Origin of the sequence: Candidatus Rhodobacter oscarellae (genome assembly GCF_001078595.1) — a bacterium.
In the GTDB taxonomy this organism is placed as follows: Bacteria; Pseudomonadota; Alphaproteobacteria; order Rhodobacterales; family Rhodobacteraceae; genus Rhodobacter_B; species Rhodobacter_B oscarellae.
In genome coordinates this window covers 884037-905886 of the sequence record NZ_LFTY01000001.1, presented here as the reverse complement: position 1 = coordinate 905886, position 21850 = coordinate 884037, and the positions used below count along the sequence as shown (strand labels likewise).

Below are 21850 nucleotides of genomic sequence, written 5' to 3'. Positions count from 1 at the left end.
TGACGCCAAGATCATAATCTAATATTTGAATTCTTCAAGATTGCGGATGCCCTTGTGTTTGATGTCACAGCATATGGCGCTTTGCTTGCGGGGCTCCTGTCCTTCCTGTCGCCGTGCATCCTGCCGATTGTGCCCTTCTACCTAAGTTATCTGGCGGGCGTCAGCATGAACCAGATCAGCGCAGAGGCGCAGATCACCCGCGCCGTCCGGCTGCGCGCGGCGGCCACGGCCACGCTGTTTTCGCTGGGGGTGATCGCTGTATTCATGGGGCTGGGAGCCACCGCCAGCGTCTTTGGCCAGATCGTGCGCGAATGGTTCGACATTCTGCGCTGGGTCGCGGCGGCGATCATCATTGCGATGGGCCTGCATTTCCTCGGCATCATTCGGATCGGCCTGCTTTACCGCCAGTTTCGCACCGATGCGGGCAGCACCAGCAATGTCAGCCTTGTTGGGGCCTTCGTGATTGGCATGGCCTTTGCCTTTGGCTGGACGCCCTGCGTGGGGCCGGTCCTGGCGGCCATCCTTTTCACCGCCGCCGGGCAGGACACGGCCCAGCAGGGCGCGGCGCTTCTGTTTGTGTACGGTGCGGGGATGACGGCGCCGTTTATCGTAGCGGCGTTGTTCGTCGGGCCGTTCATGCGGTTCATGGCGCGGTTCCGCCGCCATCTGGGGCTGGTGGAGAGGCTCATGGGCGCGCTGCTGGTGCTCTTCGGCGTGCTGATCGCCACCAACTCCGTCAACATCATCGCCCAGTGGATGCTTCAGACCATCCCCTGGTTCCAATCCATCGGTTAGGGGGGACACCTATGAGACGCCCATTGCCACTGCTGACCGCGACCGGATCGACCCCTCCGGGTATCGGGCAGTAGTCCTTATAAATTCATGTAAATGAATTTGTTGTTGCGAGTCGCGCGCTCCGCGGCTACTCTTCACAAAACTGTGAGGAGGGAGGACTCATGATGCAGCCATACCTCGGGCCAGCCTCGGCCTTGGTGGTATTAGCGACGTCAGCATCCACCGGTGACGCACCACCCACCGAAGTGCAATTCGACGAATACGACGCGGTGGCCGCGCCGCTCACCGACGAATAGTCGGCACGGTTTTGGAGGAAACAAGATGAAACTATCGAGACGAGAGATGTTGGCCATCGGCGCAAGCGCCATTGCGGTGGCCGGCGGCGCCTCTGCATTCGCGGCCACCGACGCCATCATGGGATTCACCGGCGGCGTAGAGGTCTCTGAAGGCGGCATCACGATCACCGCCCCGGAAATCGCCGAGAACGGCAATACGGTTCCCATTGGTATCGAAGCACCCGGCGCGGAGGCGGTCGCCGTCTATGCGGACGGCAACCCGGTGCCCAATGTTGCGGTGTTTACGTTCGGCGAGCTTAGCCCCTCGAAGTCCGCGTCCACCCGTGTTCGCCTGGCCAAAACCCAGAACGTAGTCGCCGTCGCGAAGATGGCGGACGGCACCTACACGATGTCTCAGGCGGCGGTGAAGGTCACAATCGGCGGCTGCGGCGGCTAAGGCGCAGGCCCGCATGCAGCAATGCTACAGGGCAACAAACTGGAGGAATTGAGATGGCATCTGGAGTTAAGCCTCGCGCGAAAGTCCCGAAAAAGGCAGCGGTCGGCGAGACGATCACCATCAAGACGCTGATCAGCCACAAGATGGAATCCGGACAGCGCAAAGACGCCGACGGCAACACCATTCCGCGCTCGATCATCAATCGCTTTACGGCCGAATTCAACGGAAAGAGCGTCATCGACGTTGCGCTGGAACCCGCGATTTCGACCAATCCGTACTTCCAGTTCGATGCGATTGTTCCGGAAGAGGGCGAGTTCCACTTCACCTGGTACGACGATGACGGCGACGTCTATGAGACCAAAAAGCCGGTGAAAATGGGGTAGGACGACGCCACAGGGGGGAGGAAGCCAATGAAGACAGTCGCTACCCTTGCCCTTGCCGCGCTTGTCGCGACGGGGGCCCTGGCGGGCGAGGCCTGCTCTGACTGCCATGCCGATGTGGATGATTTCGCGGGGCTTTTTCACCGCATATGAATTCATAAATGCGCATATAATAGCGCGTTGTAGCAAGGGTTGGATCCTATGATCTCTCGCCGTGATTTCCTGCAAGTGGGAATGGCCGCCGCAGCGGCCTATGGCGGTTCGGGATTTGGCAATTGGGCGCGGCTGGCGGCGCAGCAAAAGCTGACGCAGGACGAGCTTTTGCAGTTCGATACGTTCGGGAATGTCTCGCTGATCCATGTCACCGACATCCACGCGCAGATGAAGCCGATCTATTTCCGCGAACCCTCGGTGAATCTGGGCGTTGGCGGCAACAAAGGCGCGGTGCCACATCTGACCGGCGCGGATTTCCGGCGGTTCTATGGGATCAATGATGGCTCGCCCTCGCACTATGCCCTGTCCTCGGGCGACTTCGCGGCGTTGGCGCAGGGCTATGGCCGTGTCGGCGGGCTGGACCGGGTGGCCACCGTGATCAACGCCATCCGCGCCGACCGGCCCGACGCGATCCTGCTGGATGGCGGCGACACCTGGCATGGCAGCTACACCTGCTACCACAGCCAGGGCCAGGACATGGTCAATGTGATGAACGCGTTGAAGCCGGATGCAATGACCCTGCATTGGGAGTTCACGCTGGGCTCTGACCGGGTGCACGAGATTGTGGAGAGCCTCGGTTTCCCTGTGTTGGGGCAGAACATATTCGACAAGGAATGGGACGAGCAGGCGGCGGAGATGTTCCCGCCCTACACGTTCTTCGAGCGCGGCGGCGCCAAGATTGCGGTGATCGGCCAGGCCTTCCCATATATGCCCATCGCGAACCCCAGATGGATGTTCCCGGAATACTCCTTCGGGCTGCGTCAGGACCACCTGGCGCAGATGGTTGAAGAGCTGCGCGACGCGGGGGCGGACTGCGTGGTGCTGCTCAGCCATAACGGCTTTGACGTCGACAAGAAGATGGCCGCGGTGGTGCCCGGCATCGACGTGATCCTGTCGGGCCACACCCATGACGCCTTGCCAGAGCCGGTTTTGGTGGCGGGGACGGTGATCCTGCCCAGCGGGTCGAACGGCAAGTTCGTGACCCGCTGCGACCTGGACATCCGCGACGGGGGGATGATGGGCTACCGTACCAAGCTGATCCCTGTATTCTCGGACGTGATCGCCCCTGACGCAGAGGTGGCGGCGCTCATCGCCGATGAGCGCGATCCTCATGAGGCGGCGCTGCGCGAGGTCATCGGCCGCACCGACGCCACGCTCTATCGGCGCGGCAACTTCAACGGCACCTGGGATGACCTGATCTGCGATGCGCTCCTGTCGGAGCGCGATGCTGAGATCGCGCTGTCGCCTGGCGTGCGCTGGGGCCCCTCTATGCTGCCGGGCCAAGAGATCACCCGCGAGGACATCTGGAACGTGACCTCCATGACCTATCCCGCGGCCTATCGCACCGAATTCACCGGCGCGTTCCTGCATCTGGTGCTCGAGGACGTGGCCGACAACATCTTTAACCCGGACCCGTTCTTCCAGCAGGGCGGCGACATGGTGCGCACCGGCGGTCTTGGCTACGCGATTGATGTGACCAAACCGCAAGGCGCGCGCATCTCCGACATGACCCTGCTGGGCACCGGCGAGCGGATCGACCCGGCCAAAAGCTACGTGGTCGCGGGCTGGGCCAGCGTGAACGAGGGCACCAAAGGGCCGCCGATCTGGGATGTGGTCGAGAGCCACATCAAAAAGCAGGGCACCATCACGGCGGCCCCCAACAACAGCGTTAAGGTGATCACGTGAACCGAATTCTTAAAAAGAATTCGTCCCGGAAACTTTTGAAGTTTCCGGCGCGCGACAGGAGAGCGACATGAGCAACACAACCCGCCGCGGGTTTCTCAAGAGCAGCGCCGTTGCCACCGCAGGCCTCGCGACCGGTGCGTCCGCTGCCGCCAACGAGCCGGATCCGCTCATCACCGATGTGCAGGACTGGGCCAGCTACACCGGCGCGGGCGTCGACGAGACGCCCTATGGCCTGCCGATCCGGTTTGAAGCGGATGTGCGCCGCCGCAATGTGGAATGGCTGACCGCGTCACCGATCAGCTCGATCAACTTCACGCCGATCCACGCCCTGGACGGCACGATCACCCCGCAGGGCTGCGCGTTTGAGCGGCATCATTCCGGCGCAATAGAGCTATCAAAGCCCGACTACCGCCTGATGATCAATGGGTTGGTGGACCGGCCTTTGGTGTTCACATATGCCGACCTGGAGCGCTTCCCCCGCGAAAACCACGTCTATTTCTGCGAATGCGCCGCCAATACCGGCATGGAATGGGCCGGGGCGCAGCTCAACGGCGCGCAGTTCACCCACGGCATGATCCACAACATGGAGTACACCGGGATCCCGCTGCGCAGCCTGCTGGCCGAGGCGGGCGCGCAGATGGATGACGACCTCTGGGTCTATGTCGAGGGGGCGGACGCGTCCTCGAATGGGCGCTCGATCCCAATGGCAAAGGCGCTGGATGACTGCCTGGTGGCCTTCAAGGCCAATGGCGAGGCCTTGCGGATGGAGCATGGCTATCCGGTGCGCCTCGTCGTGCCCGGTTGGGAGGGCAACATGTGGGTCAAATGGCTGCGCCGGATCGAGGTCGTGGACCGCGCGGTAGAGAGCCGCGAAGAGACCAGCAAATACACCGATGTCTACGAGGACGGCACAGCGCGGAAATGGACCTGGGTGATGGACGCCAAGTCGGTTGTGACCTCGCCTTCCCCCCAGATGCCGATAGAGCACGGGCCGGGTCCCTTGGTGATCTCTGGCCTTGCCTGGTCGGGGCACGGCCAGATCACGCGGGTGGACGTCTCTAAGGATGGCGGCATGACGTGGGAGACCGCGCGTCTGGGCAAGCAGGGCGACAGCAAAGCGCTGACCCGGTTCTATCTGGACACCATCTGGGACGGGCAGCCGATGCTGCTGCAATCGCGCGCCATGGACGAGACCGGATACGTGCAGCCGACCAAGGCGCAGCTGCGCGAGATGCGTGGCGAGAACGCCGTCTACCACAACAATTGCATCCAGACCTGGGCCGTGAACGAACAAGGGATCGCCGAGAATGTCGAAACCTCTTAGCATCTTCCTGCCCGCGCTCGGCGTGACGGGCATTGTGCTGGGCGTGGCCTATGGGCTGTCGACCCGCAGCTACAAGGCGCAAGAGGCAGCGGCGGCCCTGCGGGCCGCGATGGCCTCAGAGGCGCGGGTCGAGGCGCTGTCCGCGCAGATGGCCGAGGTCGAGGCCAACGCCGCAACCATGGTGACCTCTTTGACCGCGCCTGCGCCCGCCGCCACAGGACCGCTCGGCCTGGGTCGCGCCGCGCATCCCGAAGAGCTCGCCGCCTGGGATGTGGACGTGCTGCCCGACGGGCGCGGCCTGCCCGAGGGCTCCGGCGACGTGCTGACGGGCGAGGAGGTCTTTGCGGATAAATGCGCCTCTTGCCATGGCGACTTCGCCGAGGGCGTGGACAACTGGCCGGTGCTGGCGGGCGGGTTCGACACCTTGGCGGATGAGGACCCGGTGAAGACGGTGGGCTCCTACTGGCCCTATCTCTCGACCGTTTGGGACTATGTGAACCGCTCGATGCCGTTTGGCGAGGCGCAGACGCTGACCGCGGACGAGACTTATGCCATCGTCGCCTATATCCTTTATTCCAACGACATCGTTGAGGACGAGGCGTTCATCCTCAGCCATGAGAACTTCACCGCTGTGCAGATGCACAACACCGACGGCTTCGTCATCGATGACCGGCCAGGGCTGGAATACGCCGCCTGGCGCGCTGAGCCCTGCATGGAGAACTGCAAGGACAGCGTCGAAATCACCCGCCGCGCCTCGATGGTGAACGTGACGCCCCTGGACGAGCACATGCACCCGGCGATGCGGGGTGAGATGCATGCGTCTATGGCCGCACCTGCCGAGGAGGACCCGCAAGGGGCCGAGCAGGCCGCCGGGGATGCGGCGCTGATTGCGACCGGAGAGACGGTGTTCAAGAAATGCAAGGCCTGCCACCAGGTCGGAGACGGGGCCAAGAACCGCTCGGGCCCGCATCTGAACGGCATCCTGGGCCGCAGGGCTGGGGGCGTCGACGGGTTCAAATACTCACCGGCCATGTCTGAGAGCGGCGTCACCTGGGACGCAGAAACTCTGGCGAGCTTCCTCGCCAATCCCAAGGGCTATCTGAAGGGAACCAAGATGAGCTTTCGTGGCATCAAAGAGGATGAGGACCTGAAGGCGATCATCGCCTACCTCAATTCGGTGTCGCAATGAGGGCCGCGCTGATCGCCGGGCTCTTGGCCGCGCCGGCATGGGCTGAGGACCCGCCGGAGGTGCTCTTCCAGATCGAAGGCGACGTGGAATACGGCACATACCTCGCCGGTGAATGCACCGGCTGTCACAAGCCAGATGGCGGCGGGGACGGGATCCCCGCGATCACCGGCTGGGACCAAGAGACGTTCCGATACGTGATGCATGATTACCGCGCAAAGACCCTGAAGAACCCGACGATGCAGATGATCGCCGGGCGCCTGGGCGATGACGAAATTGCGGCCCTGTCCGCATATTTTGAGACCCTCGGAACCGAGGGAAATTAGGGAGGACCTATGATGAAACTGGATAGACGTATGTTTTTGGGCGCGACGGCGGCGACGCTGGCCGCGCCGATGGTGAATGCGGCCGGGCACGGCAGGCCGCGCGTGGTGGTTGTGGGCGGCGGCGCGGGCGGGGCCACCGCCGCGCGCTATATTGCAAAGGACAGCGATGGCGCGGTTGACGTCACATTGATCGAGCCGACGCGGACCTATTACACCTGCTTTTTCTCGAACCTCTACCTGGGCGGGTTCAAAGAGATCGACGATATCGGCCACAGCTATGGCGGGCTCGCCGCGAGCGGCGTGAACGTGGTGCATGACTGGGCGGTTGACGTGGACCGCGCGGGCAAGACTGTCTCGCTCGCCGGTGGCGGCTCGATGCCCTATGACAAGCTGATCCTGTCGCCCGGCATCGATTTTGTCGACGGCTCGGTGCCCGGCTGGGACCTGAGCGCGCAGAACGCCATGCCGCACGCGTACAAGGCGGGCTCGCAGACCGAGCTTCTGAAGGCGCAGATCATGGCGATGCCCGAGGGCGGCACCTATGTGATGGTGGCACCGCCCAACCCCTATCGCTGCCCCCCTGGACCCTACGAGCGGATCTCGATGGTGGCGCATCAGCTGAAGGCCAACAACCCGACAGCCAAGATCATCATTGCGGACCCAAAGCCGAAGTTTTCCAAGCAGGGTCTCTTCGAGGAAGGCTGGGAGAAGCATTATGGCGGGATGATTGAACGCCTGGGCCCGGATTTCGGTGGCGAGAACGTCTCGGTCGACCCGGGCGCGATGACCGTCGATATCGACGGCGAGGTTGTGCAGGCGGACGTGTGCAACGTCATCCCGGCGATGAAGGCGGGCCGGATCGCCGAGATCGCGGGCGTGACCGATGGCAACTGGGCGCCGGTGAACGCCGCGGATATGTCCACCAAGGCCGACCCGGATGTCTATGTGCTGGGCGACGCGTCAAGCCAGGGCGACATGCCGAAATCGGGCTTCTCGGCCAACTCTCAGGCCAAGGTCTGCGCCAATGCTGTTCGCGGCGCGCTGACCGGGTCGACGGTCTTCCCTGCCAGGTTCTCGAACACCTGCTGGTCGCTGATCGACACCAATGACGGCGTCAAGGTCGGGGCCACCTACGAGGCCACCGAGGAGAAGATCGCCAAGATCGACGGCTTCGTCAGCCAGACCGGCGAAGATGCGGCGCTTCGCAAGGCCACCTACGAAGAATCCGAGGGCTGGTACGCGGGCATCACCGCGGACATGTTCGGCTAAACAACGGATCACAGCGTAAACAAAAAAGCCCCGGCCGTTCGGACCGGGGCTTTTCTTTTGGCACCCGTGCGATCAAGAGGTTGCGTGCGTCCGAGCGGCCCTATTCAAACTCCTTCTCGGTATAGACATATCCTGCATTCCGCGTCGCAAGCTCATTGAATGTATCGAGATGCGAATACGGCGACTGGTCGACATAAAAGGCGTCTTCCAAAGTGCCGCCATCGTCCAGATGGGCTCGGATCTGCCCGCGCAGATAGATGAGGTGGTCACGGGTATAGCGCCGGACCTGCCCCATGCCGCCCTGGGGCAAATGCGCTTCACCAACATGGTTCCCCTCATGCATTCTGTTTTGCGAATGTGAATGAAGGCGCGGGTCGGCTCAACGCTGTCCTTCGGATTGCGATTCGGAGGATTGTTGTGCTTGCCACTTTTCAGAGCACTGGGTAATCGACTGGTTCGATACAGTTCGCCCGCTCTAACCCATCGGATATGTCCCGCCAGCAGTTGCAGAGGGGAAATCCTATGTACTGCGTAACGAGATCGGTAAAGTGGCGTGAAATGGGGTATTCAGCCTCCGGAACAGCCGGGGCGGTGCAAGCAAACTAACGACGGAGCTCAACTTTGGCTAAGTGTGCATTGATAACTGGTGTGACCGGGCAAGATGGGTCCTATCTGGCAGAGCTATTGCTGGAGAAGGGCTATGAGGTGCATGGCATCAAACGCCGCGCCTCGCTGTTCAATACCGACCGGGTGGACCACATCTACCAGGACCCGCATGTCGAGAACGCCCGCTTCCAGCTGCATTACGGCGATCTCTCTGACACGTCCAACCTGACGCGCATCCTACAAGAGGTACAGCCCGACGAGGTCTATAACCTCGGCGCGCAGTCCCATGTGGCGGTCAGCTTTGAGGCGCCGGAATATACCGCGGATGTGGACGCGATCGGTACGCTGCGCCTGCTCGAGGCGATACGGTTCCTGGGGCTGGAGAGCAAGACGCGCTTCTACCAGGCGTCAACGTCAGAGCTTTATGGCCTGGTGCAGGAGATCCCGCAGACCGAGACCACGCCCTTCCACCCGCGCTCGCCCTACGCGGTGGCCAAGATGTACGCCTATTGGATCGCGGTGAACTACCGCGAGGCCTATGGCATGTATGCCTGCAACGGGATCCTGTTTAACCACGAAAGCCCGCGCCGCGGCGAGACCTTCGTGACGCGCAAGATCACCCGCGGGCTGGCGAACATCGCTCAGGGGCTGGAGCAGTGCCTCTACATGGGTAACATCGACGCGCTGCGCGACTGGGGCCACGCCAAGGATTACGTGCGCATGCAGTGGATGATGCTGCAGCAGGACACGGCCGAGGATTATGTCATCGCCACCGGGCTGCAATACTCGGTTCGAGAGTTCATCATCTGGTCGGCCCGCGAGCTTGGCGTAGAGTTGGAGTTCTCTGGCGAAGGGGTCGGTGAGATCGCCACCGTGGCCAGTATCTCTGGGGACGATGCGCCCGCGCTGTCGGTGGGCGATGTTATCCTGCGCATCGATCCGCGCTATTTCCGTCCAGCGGAAGTGGAGACGCTTCTGGGCGACCCCAGCAAGGCCAAGCAAAAGCTTGGCTGGGTGCCCGAGATCACCGTGCAAGAGATGTGTGCCGAGATGGTCGCGGAAGATCTCAAGACCGCCAAACGGCACGGGCTTCTGAAGAAGCACGGGCTAGACCTGCCGATGAGCATGGAGGGCTAGCCCAGTGGCTGATGTGAAGGTTTATGTGGCGGGCCACCGCGGCATGGTCGGCGGTGCGATCCTGCGGCGGCTAGAGGACAGCAAAGCGGACGGCGCGGCGCTGCAGATACTCACGCGGACCTCGTCAGAGCTGGATCTGACAGACCAGGCCGCGGTGCGTGATTTTATGCAGGCCGAACGCCCCGACCAGGTGATCCTTGCGGCGGCCAAGGTTGGTGGCATCCACGCCAACGACACCTATCCGGCGCAGTTCATCTATGAAAACCTGATGATCGAGTGCAACGTGATACACCAGGCCTTCGAGGCCGGGGTCCGGCAATTGTTGCAGCTTGGTTCGTCCTGCATCTACCCGCGCGCGGTCTCGCAACCCATGCATGAGGCCGCGCTCTTGACCGGCACGCTCGAGTCCACAAACGAACCCTACGCCATCGCCAAGATCGCGGGCATCAAGCTGTGTGAAAGCTACAACCGGCAGTATGGTACCGATTACCGCTCGGTGATGCCCACGAACCTCTATGGGCCGGGTGACAATTTCCACCCAGAGAACAGCCATGTGCTGCCCGCGCTGATCCGGCGGTTCCATGAGGCAGCCGAGCAAAGCCTGGACGCAGTCACAATTTGGGGCACGGGCACGCCGCGTCGCGAATTCCTTCATGTGGATGACATGGCCGCCGCGTCGCTTCACGTGCTCAAACTGGGCCGCGATATCTATGACGCCAACACCGAACCGATGCTGAGCCATATCAATGTCGGCTCGGGCACGGATGTCTCGATCCTGGAGCTCGCGCAGTTGGTGGCCGAGATCACCGGCTTCACGGGTGACATACTGACCGATCCCAGCAAGCCCGATGGGACAATGCGCAAGCTGATGGACGTCTCTCGGCTGAAAGAAATGGGATGGACCGCAACCATTGGGCTCAAGCAGGGCATCCAAGAGACATATCAATGGTTCCTGGATCACCAAGACGCGCTGCGAACCAAATGATGCCGTGACGACGATCCTGGGCGCCGCAGGCGCTCAGCCTTGGGGGGGAGGTCCGTTGGCCTGCCACACACTCTGGAAACCGTAGCGGCCTCAAACCACAGCCGAGCCCCATGCAATGGCAGGGGATCACCGATTCGCCTCTTGGGGGTGCGGTGCTTCGTGAATTTTTGGTAAAATCTGCACCACAAGCCGGTTAAATTTGCTGCACCTGCACCTTGGTAGAAACGCTTAAGAAAATCGACTTATCCACCGGTTATTCACAAATGATTTCAACATCTTATCCCCAAGAAATTTAAGGCATTCTAGAACTTTTTCTGGACCGGAGCCCCCGCGGATGTAACCTTCAAATCAACGCGAGGGTCGCAAGACCGGAGCGGGACGCAAGAGGCGGCCTGGACGCCGGAGCGGAACGGGGAGGCAACGAACCGGGAAGTATCGGAAGAAGGGATAGGCGGCTGGGAACAAAGGCTTCTTCGAAGCTGGCGGGAAAGGTCGGTGAAGGTCTCAAGCGGGCTGTGTGGGGTGACCGGCACGGCGGCCAGGGCCCAGAGGGTCAAGGCTTCATGGATGAGGCGAACCGCAAGGGGAGCCGATTTCAGGAAGGCGTCAGGGAATGCACGGACCGCGTCTGAGCACCTGGCGCCTTTTCTGATTCTGGATTTCAGCTCAATCGCTTGCAGCTACGAAAACGGGGCTCGTCCATCTCTGGTCGAGCCCCGCTGTCTTGGAATGCTACCGCGTCTTTTAGCACCTGTGCGGCCACGGATACACGCGTCCCCCGCGGCGATCAACAAGATGTTGTGCTTGTCCGCAGATATTGTGGCCCAAACGCGACGTTCAAGCGGACCGCCAGAATACCAGGATCATGTTTTGCGGCAGAACCCACTGATGTCGCAGGCGTTTGCCATCAACGTGATGCCGCAAGCCAAAGCCAGAACGCCTTACTCCGCAAACGGATCCACCACCCGGTCCCGCGACGCCAGATCATCGTCCCCCGGCAACCCATTCTCCGCCACGGCCCTCTGGCATTTGCGAACTTCCTGAAACGCCCTGGATGACCCTTTCAGCACGAATGTCTCGACCGCGCTTTGGCGATAGAACATGGTCATCCGCGCCTCGCGCATGAACTCCTCCACGAAGTCGAAATTCTCGCTCTTGGCGTGCAGGTAGACGTCGCCCCCAGGCGCGTCACCCAATCGCAGGCCGCGGGCAGAGATGTTCCATGCGGGCTGTGGTCCAAAGCGAATTTTGATCTCGTACTCGCGATCGTCCTCTAGCGAGGCCCAGTCCTCATTGCCGATCAGGAAGTAAAAACTATCCTCCGCCGGGTTCAGCCCAATCCGCAGAACCGTCCCGCTGGACCAGCTGGACACCGCGTAGCAGCCATTGGACAGCCCTGGGTCTATCGAGATCTCCCAATTCCCCACGCTGCGCCAGAACACGTTGTCCTGCGCCTCGGCGGTCAGCCCCCAGGCTGATGCAGCAATGGCCAGACCCGCGATTTTACGCAACATCTGCTCCTCCCCAGAAGCTCGCCGTTAAGCTAAGCACAGCCGGGAATTGCGGGGCAAGCCCCCCTATCGCCTTATGTGTTCAGGAAAATCCGCACTGTGGCTTCAAACTCGCGGGGTTTCTCGGCATGCAGCCAGTGCCCCGCGCCCGGAATTTTGGCAAAACGGGCGTTTGGGAACAGTGTTTTCGCAAGGCCGCGCCCCTCGGGCGTGATGTAGTCGCTTTCGGCGCCGGCGAGGAAAAGCGTCGCAAGCTCGGCGACGCCCGCGGTGCCCGGCCAGCCTGTGGCGCTGCTCATCTGAGCGTCCAGGACCTCTAGATTCAGGGTCCAGCGCCGCAGTTTCACGTCGAGCGACTGCAGCACGAAGGCGCGCGTGGTCGGGTCGGGGATCGTGCTTTGCAGTTGCGCGTCCGCGTCGGAACGGCGCTCTACCACGGATAGGTCGACGCCTTGCATGGCCGCGATCAGGTGCGATTGGCTGTGCGGGTAGGCCACCGGCGCGATGTCGCCCACCACCAGGCGGCGCACCAGCCCGGGCTGGGTCAGCGCAAGCTGCATCGCGGCCTTGCCGCCCATCGAATGCCCCAGCACGTCAGCCACCCCGCCATGGGCGGCGATGACCGCGGCCAGGTCCTGCGCCATGGCGGCATAGCTGTGATCATCCGACCAGGGGCTGGCCCCATGGTTGCGCATGTCCACCGCGATCACCAGGCGCTCATCAGACAGCCGCTTGGCGATGACGCCCCAGTTGCGCGCGGACCCAAACAGCCCATGTGCGATCAGTAGGGGGGCGCGCTCGGTCGGGGCGCCGTGCAGGATCGTGTTCAACATGCATCCAGCTATAGGCAAGCGCGCCGGGACTCGCCAGGGCGAACCCTGCGCGCTATGATGCGGCGTCTTGGGGAGGCTCAGCACCATGAACACAGGGCTGACAGTGGCGGATCAGGCCAGCCGTATCGCGGACCTTATGGAGTCGCGCTTGGGCATTGGCGGGCGCGGCCTAGAGGCCAAGCTGAAACGCGCGCGCAGGTCCATGCCGAAATGGGTGCGGCAAGAGGCCCAGCGGCTTGTCGAGGCAGAGCGCCTCATGGCACATCCCAAGCTCATGATGCAGGCGGACCCTGAGGCGCTGAAACACAGCTATAAGCGCTGCGAGCGCTACCTGAAATCGGTGGACCCAAACGCCTGGATCAAGGACTACTGGCTGCAATTTGCGGCGGTGAACGCCTTCAATCTGCTGCTGGTTGTAGGGCTTCTTTTGGCCGTGCTCTGGGCGGTCGGGTAGCTCTCGCATCCCGGCGCGGGATCAGCGCCTGTCGGAACACCAAGGTTACCGTCGCAAAGCTCACGTAGATCAGCAAGTACCATGACCCCATCTTGGCAAGCGACACCATGTCAAAGGCGTTCTGGCCCCTGTAGAGCCAGGTCTCTGTGCTGGTGCCGATATTCTCTGCGATCCAGAGCAAAACGCTGATGAGCCCGCCCGCAAGCACCATTGGCATCCAATAGTCGTTATCGCCGATGTGGAATTTGACCCAGGTGCGCCCAAAGACCAGAAACGTGGCCGCAAACAGCACGATGCGGATATCCGCCAGGAAATGGTGCGAGAAGAAGTTCACATAGATCGCGGTGGCCAGAAGCAGCGTGACCCAGAATGGCGGGTAGGGCTCAAACCGCATGTCAAAGAGCCGGATCGCCCGCGCCATGAAGGACCCCACCGCGGCATACATGAACCCGGTGAACAGCGGCACGTCATAGAGGCGGATCACGCCGGGATCGGGGTAGCTCCAAGAGCCCACATAGACCTTAAAGATCTCCATCACCGTGCCGCTCAGGTGAAAAAGCACGATCACCCGCGCCTCGTCCCAGGTCTCCAGCCGAAAGTAGAGAAAGAGCGCCTGCACCGCGACCGCGTAGATCAGCATCGCGTCGTAACGTGGGATTGGCGTGGCCTCGGTCCAGAAGATCTTGGTCACGACCAGCCCGATCAGCATCAGCCCGCCAAAGAGGCTCGCCCAGCCGAGCTTGAGCACGAAGACCACGAATTCCGACAGCCAGCCGGGCATGTGGCTGCGTGTCCAAACGCCGACCGCTTTCTCGATTTCGCGGGTGGAGCGCCCCGGCGTGCGGGGCGCCGGGATATGGTCGGCTTCGAGCGTCATTCCAGCCACATAGACCAAACCAACCTGGCGTTGTCCACAGAAGCTTCTCTGGTCGGTGCTGGCATGCCGATGCGCACGCTTTGTGGCGGCACCTGTCCCGCCGCCCCCAAGCCTATGACCACCGCGCGGCCTGTTAACGACGGTGTTTTCAGGCCCCGTGCCCGACGGAAGTCCGACGTTTTGCCGACAAAAGTCCGACACCGGATTTTCCAGCAAATAAAGGCGTTCACACCCGATTCGCGGGCAAGAGCTGCCCGCGGCGGTAAGACTTCGTTAATCCGGCAGGATTCGGCGCTATGCGTCGGGGTAGATCGGGAAGCGATTGCACATCGCCTGCACCTCGGCCTTGACCTTGGCCTCGACCGCGCCGTTGCCGTCGTCGCCATTGGTGGCCAGCCCGTCCACGACCTCCACGATCCAGTCCGCGATCTGGCGGAACTCTGCCTCGCCGAAGCCGCGCGTGGTGCCCGCTGGCGAGCCCAGGCGGATGCCGCTGGTGATCATCGGCTTCTCGGTGTCGAAGGGGATGCCGTTCTTATTGGTGGTGATATGCGCGCGGCCCAGGGCCTTCTCGGTGATGTTGCCCTTCACGCCCTTGGGGCGCAGGTCCACCAGCAGCACATGGGTGTCGGTGCCGCCGGTCACGATGTCCAGCCCGCCCTTCATCAGCTGATCCGCCAGCGCCTGGGCGTTGGCCACCACGGCCTTCATGTAGTCCTTGAAGCCGGGCTGCAACGCCTCGCCAAAGGCCACGGCCTTGCCCGCGATCACATGCATCAGCGGGCCGCCCTGGATGCCGGGGAAGATCGCGGAATTCACTTTCTTTGCAATGGCTTCGTCGTTGGTCAGGATCATGCCGCCGCGCGGGCCGCGCAGGGTCTTGTGCGTGGTGGTGGTGGCCACATGCGCATGCGGGAAGGGCGAGGGGTGCTCGCCCGCCGCCACCAGCCCGGCGAAGTGGGCCATGTCCACATGCAGGTAGGCGCCGACGCTGTCGGCGATCTCGCGCATCTTGGCAAAATCGATCTGGCGCGGGATGGCAGAGCCGCCCGCGATAATGGTCTGCGGTTTGTGCTCGGCGGCAAGCTCGGCCACCTGGTCGTAGTCCAGCCTCAGGTCCTGCTGGCGCACGCCGTACTGCACCGCGTTGAACCACTTGCCCGACTGGTTGGGCTTGGCGCCGTGGGTCAGGTGCCCGCCCGCGTCCAGGCTCATGCCCAGGATGGTGTCGCCGGGCTTCATCAGCGCCTGGAACACGCCCTGGTTGGCCTGGCTGCCCGAGTTGGGCTGCACGTTGGCGAAGTCGCAATCAAACAGCTTGCAGGCGCGCTCGATGGCCAGGTTCTCGGCCACGTCGACGAACTGGCAGCCGCCATAGTACCGCCGCCCGGGATAGCCTTCGGCATATTTGTTCGTCATAACAGAGCCTTGCGCCTCTAGCACGGCGCGGCTGACGATATTCTCGGACGCGATCAGCTCGATCTCGTCGCGCTGACGGCCCAACTCGTCGCCGATCGCGCCAGAGATCTCGGGGTCGCGGTCGGCCAGGGGCTGAGTGAAGAAATCGTTGTCGCGCTGCGGGGCGTTCATCGGTTGGGCTCCATTCCTAAGGCTGGCGGGTCCATAGCGCATCGAACGGCTTCGCAAAAGCCTTTGCTGCGGCGCAAAGCGACACAGGAGCGACGCTTGCGTTTTTCGCGCCAGTGGTCATTGATGCCCGCGAGAGGAAGCAAGATGACCACGCGCCACCGCATCGCATTCGCCGCGAGCGAGACCAAGATCGCCCAGGACGCCATGGCCGAGCTGGTCACGGCCTATGGGTCTGTGCCTTTGGAGGAGGCCGAGGTGATCGTGGCCCTCGGCGGCGACGGCTTTATGCTGACCACCCTGCACGCAACGATGCACCTGAGCGCGCCAGTTTATGGGATGAACCGCGGCACCGTCGGCTTCTTGATGAACGACTACCGCGCGGAGGGGCTGCTAGAGCGGCTTGCCGATGCGGAAGAAACAGCGATCAACCCGCTGGCGATGCAGGCGGTGACCGTGGATGGCCAGGTTCACACGGCGTTGGCGATCAACGAGGTTTCCATGCTGCGCGCCGGGCCGCAGGCGGCCAAGCTGCAGATCTCGGTCGATGGGCGCGTGCGTTTGGACGAGCTGGTCTGTGACGGGGCGCTGGTCAGCACGCCCGCAGGCTCGACGGCCTATAACTACTCGGCCCACGGCCCGATCCTGCCCATCGGCGCAGACGCGTTGGCTTTGACGGCGGTGGCGGCTTTCCGGCCGCGGCGCTGGCGCGGCGCGGTGCTGCCGAAATCCGCCGTTGTGCGGCTGGACGTGGTGAACCCCGCCAAGCGGCCGGTGAATGCCGACGCGGATTCGCGGCAGGTCGACAATGTCGCCTCGGTCGAGATCCGCTCTGAGCCCTCTGTCGTGCATCGGCTTTTGTTCGACCCCGGCCACGGGCTGGAAGAGCGGCTGATCCGCGAGCAATTCACTTAAGGCGCTAGTAAAATCCGCCCGCGCCGCCGGCCAGAAGCTCCTGCGCGGCGTCCGTACCCATGGCGGCGGCGTCGGTGCCAGATCGCGCGGCGCAAAGCACCTGCGACCCATCGGGCCGCAGCACCTCTCCCCTAAACGCGATCTCGCCGTCTGCAAGCGTGGCCAGGGCCGCAATCGGCGTCCGGCAGCTGCCATCAAGGGCGCGCAGAAAGGCGCGTTCCGTGGTGATGCGCGTGGCAGTGGGGGCGTCGTGGATTGGCGCCAGGGCCTCGGCCAGCGCATCGTCGTGGCGCTGTTGAATGCCCACCGCGCCCTGTGCCACCGCGGGCAAGAGCGTCGTCTCGGGAATGGTCTGGCCAAGCTCGGTCTGCCCCAAACGGTTCAGACCCGCACGCGCCAGGATCGTGGCCACGGCCACCCCATCGGCAAGCTTTTTTAGCCTGGTCTGCACATTGCCGCGGAACTCGACCATTTGCAGGTCGGGGCGGCGGTGCAAAAGCTGCGCGCGCCGGCGCAGGCTGGACGTGCCGAAAACCGCGCCCTGGGGCAGGGCCTCGATAGAGGCCGCGTGATCCGAGACCAGCACGTCGCGCACATCCTCGCGCGGCAAGACAGCGGTGATCGCCATGCCCTCGACCAGCACGGTCGGCACGTCCTTCATGGAATGCACCGCGATATCGATCTCACCGGCCTCCAAGGCCAGGTCCAGCTCTTTGGTAAAAAGCCCCTTGCCGCCAATCTCGGACAGCGGACGGTCCTGCACCGCGTCGCCGGTGGTCTTGAGCACGGTCACAGCGAAACGCTCGGCCGGCAGATCATGCGCCGCCATCAGCCGGTCGCGCACCTCATGCGCCTGCGCCAGCGCCAGGGGGGACCCCCGGGTCCCAATGCGCAGCACCGCGTTCTGCTCAAACCAATCTGCCATCGCGCCACTTTCCTTACCGTTCTCGCCCGTATGCCGTGCCAGGCGGGCAAAGCGCAAGCGGTCCGCAAGGGGCTGGCGCATCGCCGCGCGATATCGCATGTAGCCGCCATGACGCACGCAGACACAGATGCTTCTTTGAACGCCATGATCCCGGCTTGGGTGGACGGCGCTCTGGCGCCGGTCGAGAAGCTGGCGGTGCATCACCGCGGGCTGCGCCACAAGGCGGTCTCGGTCTTTGTGATGTCCGGCGACCACCTGCTGCTGCAACGGCGCGCGCTGGGCAAGTACCACACGCCCGGGCTGTGGGCGAACACCTGCTGCACGCACCCGCATTGGCAAGAGGACGCGGTGACCTGCGCCACCCGGCGATTGGACGAAGAGCTTGGGCTTCGCGGGCTGACGCTGGAGCATCGCGACCAGCTGGAGTACCGCGCCGATGTCGGCGGGGGCATGGTCGAGCACGAGCTGGTGGACATCTTCGTGGCCGAGATGGACCGCGCGCATCCCATGCGCGCCAACCCGAGTGAGGTCATGGACACAAGCTGGATGACCCTGGATGAGATCCACGCGCAGATCGGCGCCCGCGCAGAGACATTCACGCCCTGGTTCAAGATCTACATGGCGCAGCACGCGTCCCAGATCTTCGGAGCCACGTTAGGCCGTGGGGTAGCCTAGCCCAAGCAGCGCCTCTCGTATCTCATCGAGAATGACCGGGTCATCAATCGTGGCGGGCATCTTGAACTCTGCCCCGTCGGCGATCTTCACCATTGTGGCGCGCAGGATCTTGCCCGAGCGCGTCTTGGGCAGGCGATCCACCACGGCACATAGCTTGAACGCGGCGACGGGGCCGATCTTTTCACGCACCAGGGCCACGCATTCCTTCGTGATTTCCTCATGCGGGCGATTCACGCCGGATGTCAGGCACACAAACCCCATAGGCAGCTGGCCTTTAAGTGCGTCGGTCACGCCGATCACCGCGCATTCGGCCACATCGGGGTGGGCGGCCAGGACCTCCTCCATGCCGCCGGTCGACAGCCGGTGCCCGGCCACGTTGATCACGTCATCGGTGCGGGCCATGATCCAAACATAGCCGTCCTCGTCCACATAGCCCGCGTCGCCGGTCTCGTAATAGCCGGGGAACTTCTCCAGATAGCTCTTCTTGAACCGCGCCTCGGCGTTCCAAAGATTGGGCAGCGTGCCGGGGGGCAGGGGCAGCGGCGTGACCAGCGCGCCCAGCTCGCCCCGAGGCAGCTCTTTGCCGTCTTCATCCAGCACCTTGATGTCGAAACCCGGCAGCGGCACCGAGGGCGAGCCAACCTTGATCGGCAGCAGCTCTGTGCCCATCGGATTGCCGACCGCGGGATAGCCGATCTCGGTCTGCCACCAATGGTCGATCACCGGCACCTGCAGCAGGTCCTGCGCCCATTCGATCGTGTCGGGGTCCGCGCGCTCGCCCGCCAGAAACAGCGCCTCGAAATGCGACAGGTCGTATTTGGCGTGAAACGCGCCCTTGGGGTCGACCCGCTTGATCGCGCGAAAGGCCGTGGGGGCGGTGAACAGCACCTTCGCCTTATGCTCGGAGATGACCCGCCAGAAGGTGCCCGCGTCGGGCGTGCCCACGGGCTTGCCCTCGAAGACAATCGTGGTGTTGCCGTGGATCAGCGGCGCGTAGCAGATATAGCTGTGCCCCACGACCCAGCCCACATCGGAGGCCGCCCAGAACACATCGCCGGGATCGACGTTAAAGAAGTTCTTCATGGTCCAGTTCAGCGCCACGAGATGCCCCGAGGTGGGGCGCACCACGCCCTTGGGCTGGCCGGTGGTGCCGGAGGTATAAAGGATATAGGCCGGGTGGTTGCCCTCCACGGGCACGCAGTCGGCAGGTTCCACGCCCTCTTGCGCGGCGTGCCAGTCGAAATCGCGGGGGCCCAGTTCGCAGGGCTCCTGCTCGCGCTGCAAGATCATGGTGAAGTCGGGCTTGTGCTCGGCCATCTCGATGGCGCCATCCAGCAGGGGCTTGTAAGGCACGATGCGCCCCGGCTCGATCCCGCAGGAGGCCGACAGGATCGCCTTGGGCTGCGCGTCGTCGATCCGCACGGCCAGCTCGCTTGAGGCGAAGCCGCCGAAGACGACCGAGTGGATCGCGCCGATGCGGGTGACGGCGAGCATGGCGATGATCGCCTCGGGCACCATGGGCATGTAGACGATCACCCGGTCGCCCTTGGTGATGCCGCGCGCTTTCAGGGCGCCCGCGACCGAGGCCACCTGATCGCGCAGCTCCGCATAGGTGATCCTGCGCTTGGTGTCGGTGACCGGGCTGTCATAGATGATCGCGGCCTGGTCGCCGCGCGTTGGCACATGTCGGTCGACCGCGTTCCAGCAGGTGTTGGTCAGCCCGTCGGCGAACCATTCATACATGTGGTTGCCGCGGTCAAAGAGGGCCTGGCTTGGCGGCGCGGTCCAGTCGATGGCGGCGGCCTGGTCCATCCACCAGCCCTCTGGATCATCCTGCCACGCGGCATAAACCTCTTTGTAACCCATGACCTAACCTCCCATACCGTATAGCCGGTGTTAGCGGCGGTGCCGGGGCGGAGCAAGGGGCCGCGGCGGGCCGTCAGGCGGAATAGGCCAATCGCAAGCCGCCCCAGTGCTTGCCGTTCACGGTGATCGGCGCCGAGACGTCCTTCATCAGCTTGAACACCCCGCCGCCCATGTCGCGGCGATAGACCTGCAACAGGAAGGGCTTGGTGCTTTGCCCGGCCTTCAGGCCCACCCGGTCGTTGAACATGCGACGATTGCGGCAGTTGCCGGCGTTCCAGTCCGGGTCAGAGCCCTGTGGCTTGGCGAACTTCTTGTTATGCGTGGGCAGGTGGCCGTCGACATTCACCGCGGCGCAGAACACCACCGCGTCGGACTGCGTCAGCGCCTCTTCCTGGATCGGCGTGAACAGCTCGTCCGTAAGCTCGGTGAACGGGGTCATGAACTGCTCGGGGTTGGTGCCCTGGATGGGACGGTAGTCGCGCGAGAAGAGCTGTGCCTGGGTGATGCGCCCGCTATCCACGGCGTGCTGCAGCGCCGCCGACAGGCGGGCCGCGTCCGCTTGCACCCGCTCGATATAGGCGCTGTCCGCGGTCTCGCCGCCAAGCGAGACGCATTCCTGCACGATGCCCTCGGTGAGGTCGATCAGGGCGTGACCGCGCTTTGTGACGCCCTCGGTCTGGCCAGCGGTGTCCTGGATGCTTTCGCCAAGCTCGCGAAAGGCAGGCGAGAATTCCGCCAGCGCGTCATTTGTGTTGCCCGTCTCTTGCTGGATCAGGCTGGCCTGGTCATTGACTTGGTTGATCTGCGCGGCGATCTCGCCCAGCGCGGCGTCCGTTTGGTCGTTGTCTTTGATCACCTGCTCGGCGTCGCCGCGCACGGTCTGGGATTCTTCCGCGAGTTGCGAGATCGCGTCCGACAAGGATGAAATGTTCTGACGGACCTCGTTTGCCACCTCATTGGTGCGGGCGGAAAGCTCGTTCACCGCATCGGCGATTACGCGAAATTGTCGACCCTCTTCCCCGGCGCGGGTGGCCTCGATCCGGGCGTTGATCGACAAAAAGCTGATCTGAGTGGCGATCCCGCGCACCATATCATTGTTTTTCTCGATCTCTGAGAGCGCGCCAACCGCGGCCTCGATCTGGTCGGCGGCGGTGCCGACCCACTGCGCGACCTGGGCGGAGCGGCTTGACGATTCGCGCATCGCGGTGGCGGAGGTCTGCGCTACTCCAAGCGCGCTGCTGCTGGCCTCGGCCACCTGCTGCGCCAGATCGCCGACCGAGGCGCTGGCCGCCGTTACGCGATCCGCCGACGCCTTGGCCAGTTCAACGGCAGAAAGCTGCGCTTGTGACTTGTGGCTGAGCGCGTCCAAAAAACCCGAGACATCAACGACTTCGTATCCCAGCTTGGAGGCCTGGCGAATGACCGGCGTTAGATTGACCTTTGGAGCCGCCATGGAAGCCGCCCGCGCGTCGGCCTCCCACTGCGCATGGGTGTCGTTTTGCGGCGTAACTTGGACTGGTTCCATCTCATCCATCTCCGTGGCGGACGTGTTATCGCCAGGGAGAGTA

Annotated in this window: 22 protein-coding genes and 1 pseudogene; 15 read left to right on the top strand and 8 right to left on the bottom strand. The window is 63.3% G+C overall.

The genetic code is table 11. The annotated features are described in order from the left end of the window. Nucleotides 1–54 precede the first annotated feature (54 nt). From AIOL_RS04375 to AIOL_RS04340, 10 genes are all read left to right on the top strand, one after another. On the top strand, nucleotides 55–795 hold the full coding sequence (locus AIOL_RS04375; RefSeq protein WP_049641747.1) for a cytochrome c biogenesis CcdA family protein: 741 nt from the start codon (nucleotides 55–57) through the stop codon (nucleotides 793–795). A 161-nt stretch (nucleotides 796–956) separates the two neighbouring features. Continuing rightward, nucleotides 957–1091 carry a hypothetical protein gene (locus tag AIOL_RS26095; RefSeq protein ID WP_268760176.1) on the top strand — a complete coding sequence of 45 codons (135 nt, stop codon included), beginning with the start codon at nucleotides 957–959 and terminating at the stop codon, nucleotides 1089–1091. A gap of 25 nt (nucleotides 1092–1116) precedes the next feature. Further along, the gene (locus tag AIOL_RS04370; RefSeq protein WP_049641746.1) at nucleotides 1117–1527 is read left to right on the top strand and encodes a thiosulfate oxidation carrier protein SoxY; all 411 of its coding nucleotides are present in this window, start codon (nucleotides 1117–1119) and stop codon (nucleotides 1525–1527) included. Between the two features lie 53 nt (nucleotides 1528–1580). Next, on the top strand, nucleotides 1581–1910 hold the full coding sequence (gene soxZ / locus AIOL_RS04365; RefSeq protein WP_049641745.1) for a thiosulfate oxidation carrier complex protein SoxZ: 330 nt from the start codon (nucleotides 1581–1583) through the stop codon (nucleotides 1908–1910). 27 nt (nucleotides 1911–1937) lie between these two features. Further along, entirely contained in the window at nucleotides 1938–2060 is a 123-nt protein-coding gene (locus AIOL_RS26090) for a hypothetical protein (protein WP_268760175.1), read from the top strand. A gap of 48 nt (nucleotides 2061–2108) precedes the next feature. Further along, the gene (gene soxB, locus AIOL_RS04360) at nucleotides 2109–3806 is read left to right on the top strand and encodes a thiosulfohydrolase SoxB (RefSeq protein ID WP_049641744.1); all 1698 of its coding nucleotides are present in this window, start codon (nucleotides 2109–2111) and stop codon (nucleotides 3804–3806) included. A gap of 67 nt (nucleotides 3807–3873) precedes the next feature. Then, nucleotides 3874–5130, top strand: a complete 1257-nt coding sequence (gene soxC, locus AIOL_RS04355) for a sulfite dehydrogenase (RefSeq protein ID WP_049641743.1) — start codon at nucleotides 3874–3876, stop codon at nucleotides 5128–5130. After that, on the top strand, nucleotides 5114–6319 hold the full coding sequence (locus tag AIOL_RS04350) for a c-type cytochrome (RefSeq protein WP_049641742.1): 1206 nt from the start codon (nucleotides 5114–5116) through the stop codon (nucleotides 6317–6319). Before soxC ends, AIOL_RS04350 begins: the two co-directional genes overlap by 17 nt. Beyond that, the gene (locus AIOL_RS04345) at nucleotides 6316–6642 is read left to right on the top strand and encodes a c-type cytochrome (protein ID WP_049641741.1); all 327 of its coding nucleotides are present in this window, start codon (nucleotides 6316–6318) and stop codon (nucleotides 6640–6642) included. Before AIOL_RS04350 ends, AIOL_RS04345 begins: the two co-directional genes overlap by 4 nt. Nucleotides 6643–6654: 12 nt before the next feature. After that, the gene (locus tag AIOL_RS04340) at nucleotides 6655–7911 is read left to right on the top strand and encodes an NAD(P)/FAD-dependent oxidoreductase (protein ID WP_049641976.1); all 1257 of its coding nucleotides are present in this window, start codon (nucleotides 6655–6657) and stop codon (nucleotides 7909–7911) included. Between the two features lie 100 nt (nucleotides 7912–8011). Here AIOL_RS04340 and AIOL_RS04335 read toward each other — a convergent pair. After that, nucleotides 8012–8206 (bottom strand): annotated as a pseudogene (locus AIOL_RS04335) (MBL fold metallo-hydrolase); the annotation flags it as partial. Nucleotides 8207–8532: 326 nt separating this feature from the next. On the opposite strand from AIOL_RS04335, the gene gmd reads away from it, so the two are divergent. Beyond that, nucleotides 8533–9654 (top strand): GDP-mannose 4,6-dehydratase, encoded by a 1122-nt coding sequence (gene gmd / locus AIOL_RS04330; protein ID WP_049641739.1) that lies wholly within the window; start codon nucleotides 8533–8535, stop codon nucleotides 9652–9654. A 4-nt stretch (nucleotides 9655–9658) separates the two neighbouring features. Continuing rightward, entirely contained in the window at nucleotides 9659–10639 is a 981-nt protein-coding gene (fcl, locus tag AIOL_RS04325; RefSeq protein WP_082152404.1) for a GDP-L-fucose synthase, read from the top strand. Nucleotides 10640–11580: 941 nt separating this feature from the next. Here fcl and AIOL_RS04320 read toward each other — a convergent pair. Continuing rightward, nucleotides 11581–12153, bottom strand: a complete 573-nt coding sequence (locus AIOL_RS04320) for a hypothetical protein (RefSeq protein ID WP_049641738.1) — start codon at nucleotides 12151–12153, stop codon at nucleotides 11581–11583. Nucleotides 12154–12224: 71 nt separating this feature from the next. Next, the gene (locus AIOL_RS04315) at nucleotides 12225–12983 is read right to left on the bottom strand and encodes an alpha/beta fold hydrolase (RefSeq protein WP_049641737.1); all 759 of its coding nucleotides are present in this window, start codon (nucleotides 12981–12983) and stop codon (nucleotides 12225–12227) included. An 85-nt stretch (nucleotides 12984–13068) separates the two neighbouring features. Between AIOL_RS04315 and AIOL_RS04310 the strand changes: the two genes are divergently transcribed. After that, nucleotides 13069–13437 (top strand): hypothetical protein, encoded by a 369-nt coding sequence (locus tag AIOL_RS04310; RefSeq protein ID WP_049641736.1) that lies wholly within the window; start codon nucleotides 13069–13071, stop codon nucleotides 13435–13437. Here the strand turns inward: AIOL_RS04310 and AIOL_RS04305 are convergent. Beyond that, nucleotides 13382–14314: a DUF817 domain-containing protein gene (locus AIOL_RS04305; RefSeq protein WP_082152403.1), complete on the bottom strand. Its 933-nt coding sequence runs from the start codon at nucleotides 14312–14314 to the stop codon at nucleotides 13382–13384. The genes AIOL_RS04310 and AIOL_RS04305 overlap by 56 nt on opposite strands. A 294-nt stretch (nucleotides 14315–14608) precedes the next feature. Next, nucleotides 14609–15904 (bottom strand): serine hydroxymethyltransferase, encoded by a 1296-nt coding sequence (gene glyA, locus AIOL_RS04300; RefSeq protein WP_049641735.1) that lies wholly within the window; start codon nucleotides 15902–15904, stop codon nucleotides 14609–14611. A 144-nt stretch (nucleotides 15905–16048) separates the two neighbouring features. On the opposite strand from glyA, the gene AIOL_RS04295 reads away from it, so the two are divergent. Further along, complete coding sequence (locus AIOL_RS04295) at nucleotides 16049–16816, top strand: NAD kinase (protein WP_049641734.1); 768 nt, start codon at nucleotides 16049–16051, stop codon at nucleotides 16814–16816. Between the two features lie 4 nt (nucleotides 16817–16820). Here the strand turns inward: AIOL_RS04295 and hemC are convergent, their stop codons facing one another. Then, nucleotides 16821–17741, bottom strand: coding sequence for a hydroxymethylbilane synthase (gene hemC / locus AIOL_RS04290; protein ID WP_049641973.1), 921 nt, complete (start codon nucleotides 17739–17741; stop codon nucleotides 16821–16823). Nucleotides 17742–17849: 108 nt separating this feature from the next. Between hemC and idi the strand changes: the two genes are divergently transcribed. Continuing rightward, nucleotides 17850–18416 (top strand): isopentenyl-diphosphate Delta-isomerase, encoded by a 567-nt coding sequence (gene idi / locus AIOL_RS04285; RefSeq protein WP_082152402.1) that lies wholly within the window; start codon nucleotides 17850–17852, stop codon nucleotides 18414–18416. Here idi and AIOL_RS04280 read toward each other — a convergent pair. Both AIOL_RS04280 and AIOL_RS04275 read right to left on the bottom strand, forming a co-directional pair. After that, nucleotides 18396–20282: an AMP-binding protein gene (locus tag AIOL_RS04280; protein ID WP_049641733.1), complete on the bottom strand. Its 1887-nt coding sequence runs from the start codon at nucleotides 20280–20282 to the stop codon at nucleotides 18396–18398. The two genes, idi and AIOL_RS04280, sit on opposite strands and share 21 nt — an antisense overlap. Before the next feature lie 73 nt (nucleotides 20283–20355). Further along, a complete protein-coding gene (locus AIOL_RS04275; RefSeq protein ID WP_160314404.1) occupies nucleotides 20356–21807 on the bottom strand; it encodes a methyl-accepting chemotaxis protein in 1452 nt (483 codons plus the stop codon). Nucleotides 21808–21850 lie beyond the last annotated feature (43 nt).

Bases quoted from the DNA above. Each gene is read 5' to 3' on its own strand.
- AIOL_RS26095 (WP_268760176.1), top strand. From the start codon at position 957: ATGATGCAGCCATACCTCGGGCCAGCCTCGGCCTTGGTGGTATTAGCG.
- AIOL_RS04370 (WP_049641746.1), top strand. From the start codon at position 1,117: ATGAAACTATCGAGACGAGAGATGTTGGCCATCGGCGCAAGCGCCATT.
- soxZ (WP_049641745.1), top strand. From the start codon at position 1,581: ATGGCATCTGGAGTTAAGCCTCGCGCGAAAGTCCCGAAAAAGGCAGCG.
- AIOL_RS26090 (WP_268760175.1), top strand. From the start codon at position 1,938: ATGAAGACAGTCGCTACCCTTGCCCTTGCCGCGCTTGTCGCGACGGGG.
- soxB (WP_049641744.1), top strand. From the start codon at position 2,109: ATGATCTCTCGCCGTGATTTCCTGCAAGTGGGAATGGCCGCCGCAGCG.
- soxC (WP_049641743.1), top strand. From the start codon at position 3,874: ATGAGCAACACAACCCGCCGCGGGTTTCTCAAGAGCAGCGCCGTTGCC.
- AIOL_RS04350 (WP_049641742.1), top strand. From the start codon at position 5,114: ATGTCGAAACCTCTTAGCATCTTCCTGCCCGCGCTCGGCGTGACGGGC.
- AIOL_RS04345 (WP_049641741.1), top strand. From the start codon at position 6,316: ATGAGGGCCGCGCTGATCGCCGGGCTCTTGGCCGCGCCGGCATGGGCT.
- AIOL_RS04340 (WP_049641976.1), top strand. From the start codon at position 6,655: ATGAAACTGGATAGACGTATGTTTTTGGGCGCGACGGCGGCGACGCTG.
- AIOL_RS04320 (WP_049641738.1), bottom strand. From the start codon at position 12,153: ATGTTGCGTAAAATCGCGGGTCTGGCCATTGCTGCATCAGCCTGGGGG.
- AIOL_RS04315 (WP_049641737.1), bottom strand. From the start codon at position 12,983: ATGTTGAACACGATCCTGCACGGCGCCCCGACCGAGCGCGCCCCCCTA.
- AIOL_RS04310 (WP_049641736.1), top strand. From the start codon at position 13,069: ATGAACACAGGGCTGACAGTGGCGGATCAGGCCAGCCGTATCGCGGAC.
- AIOL_RS04305 (WP_082152403.1), bottom strand. From the start codon at position 14,314: ATGACGCTCGAAGCCGACCATATCCCGGCGCCCCGCACGCCGGGGCGC.
- glyA (WP_049641735.1), bottom strand. From the start codon at position 15,904: ATGAACGCCCCGCAGCGCGACAACGATTTCTTCACTCAGCCCCTGGCC.
- AIOL_RS04295 (WP_049641734.1), top strand. From the start codon at position 16,049: ATGACCACGCGCCACCGCATCGCATTCGCCGCGAGCGAGACCAAGATC.
- hemC (WP_049641973.1), bottom strand. From the start codon at position 17,741: ATGGCAGATTGGTTTGAGCAGAACGCGGTGCTGCGCATTGGGACCCGG.
- idi (WP_082152402.1), top strand. From the start codon at position 17,850: ATGACGCACGCAGACACAGATGCTTCTTTGAACGCCATGATCCCGGCT.
- AIOL_RS04280 (WP_049641733.1), bottom strand. From the start codon at position 20,282: ATGGGTTACAAAGAGGTTTATGCCGCGTGGCAGGATGATCCAGAGGGC.
- AIOL_RS04275 (WP_160314404.1), bottom strand. From the start codon at position 21,807: ATGGAACCAGTCCAAGTTACGCCGCAAAACGACACCCATGCGCAGTGG.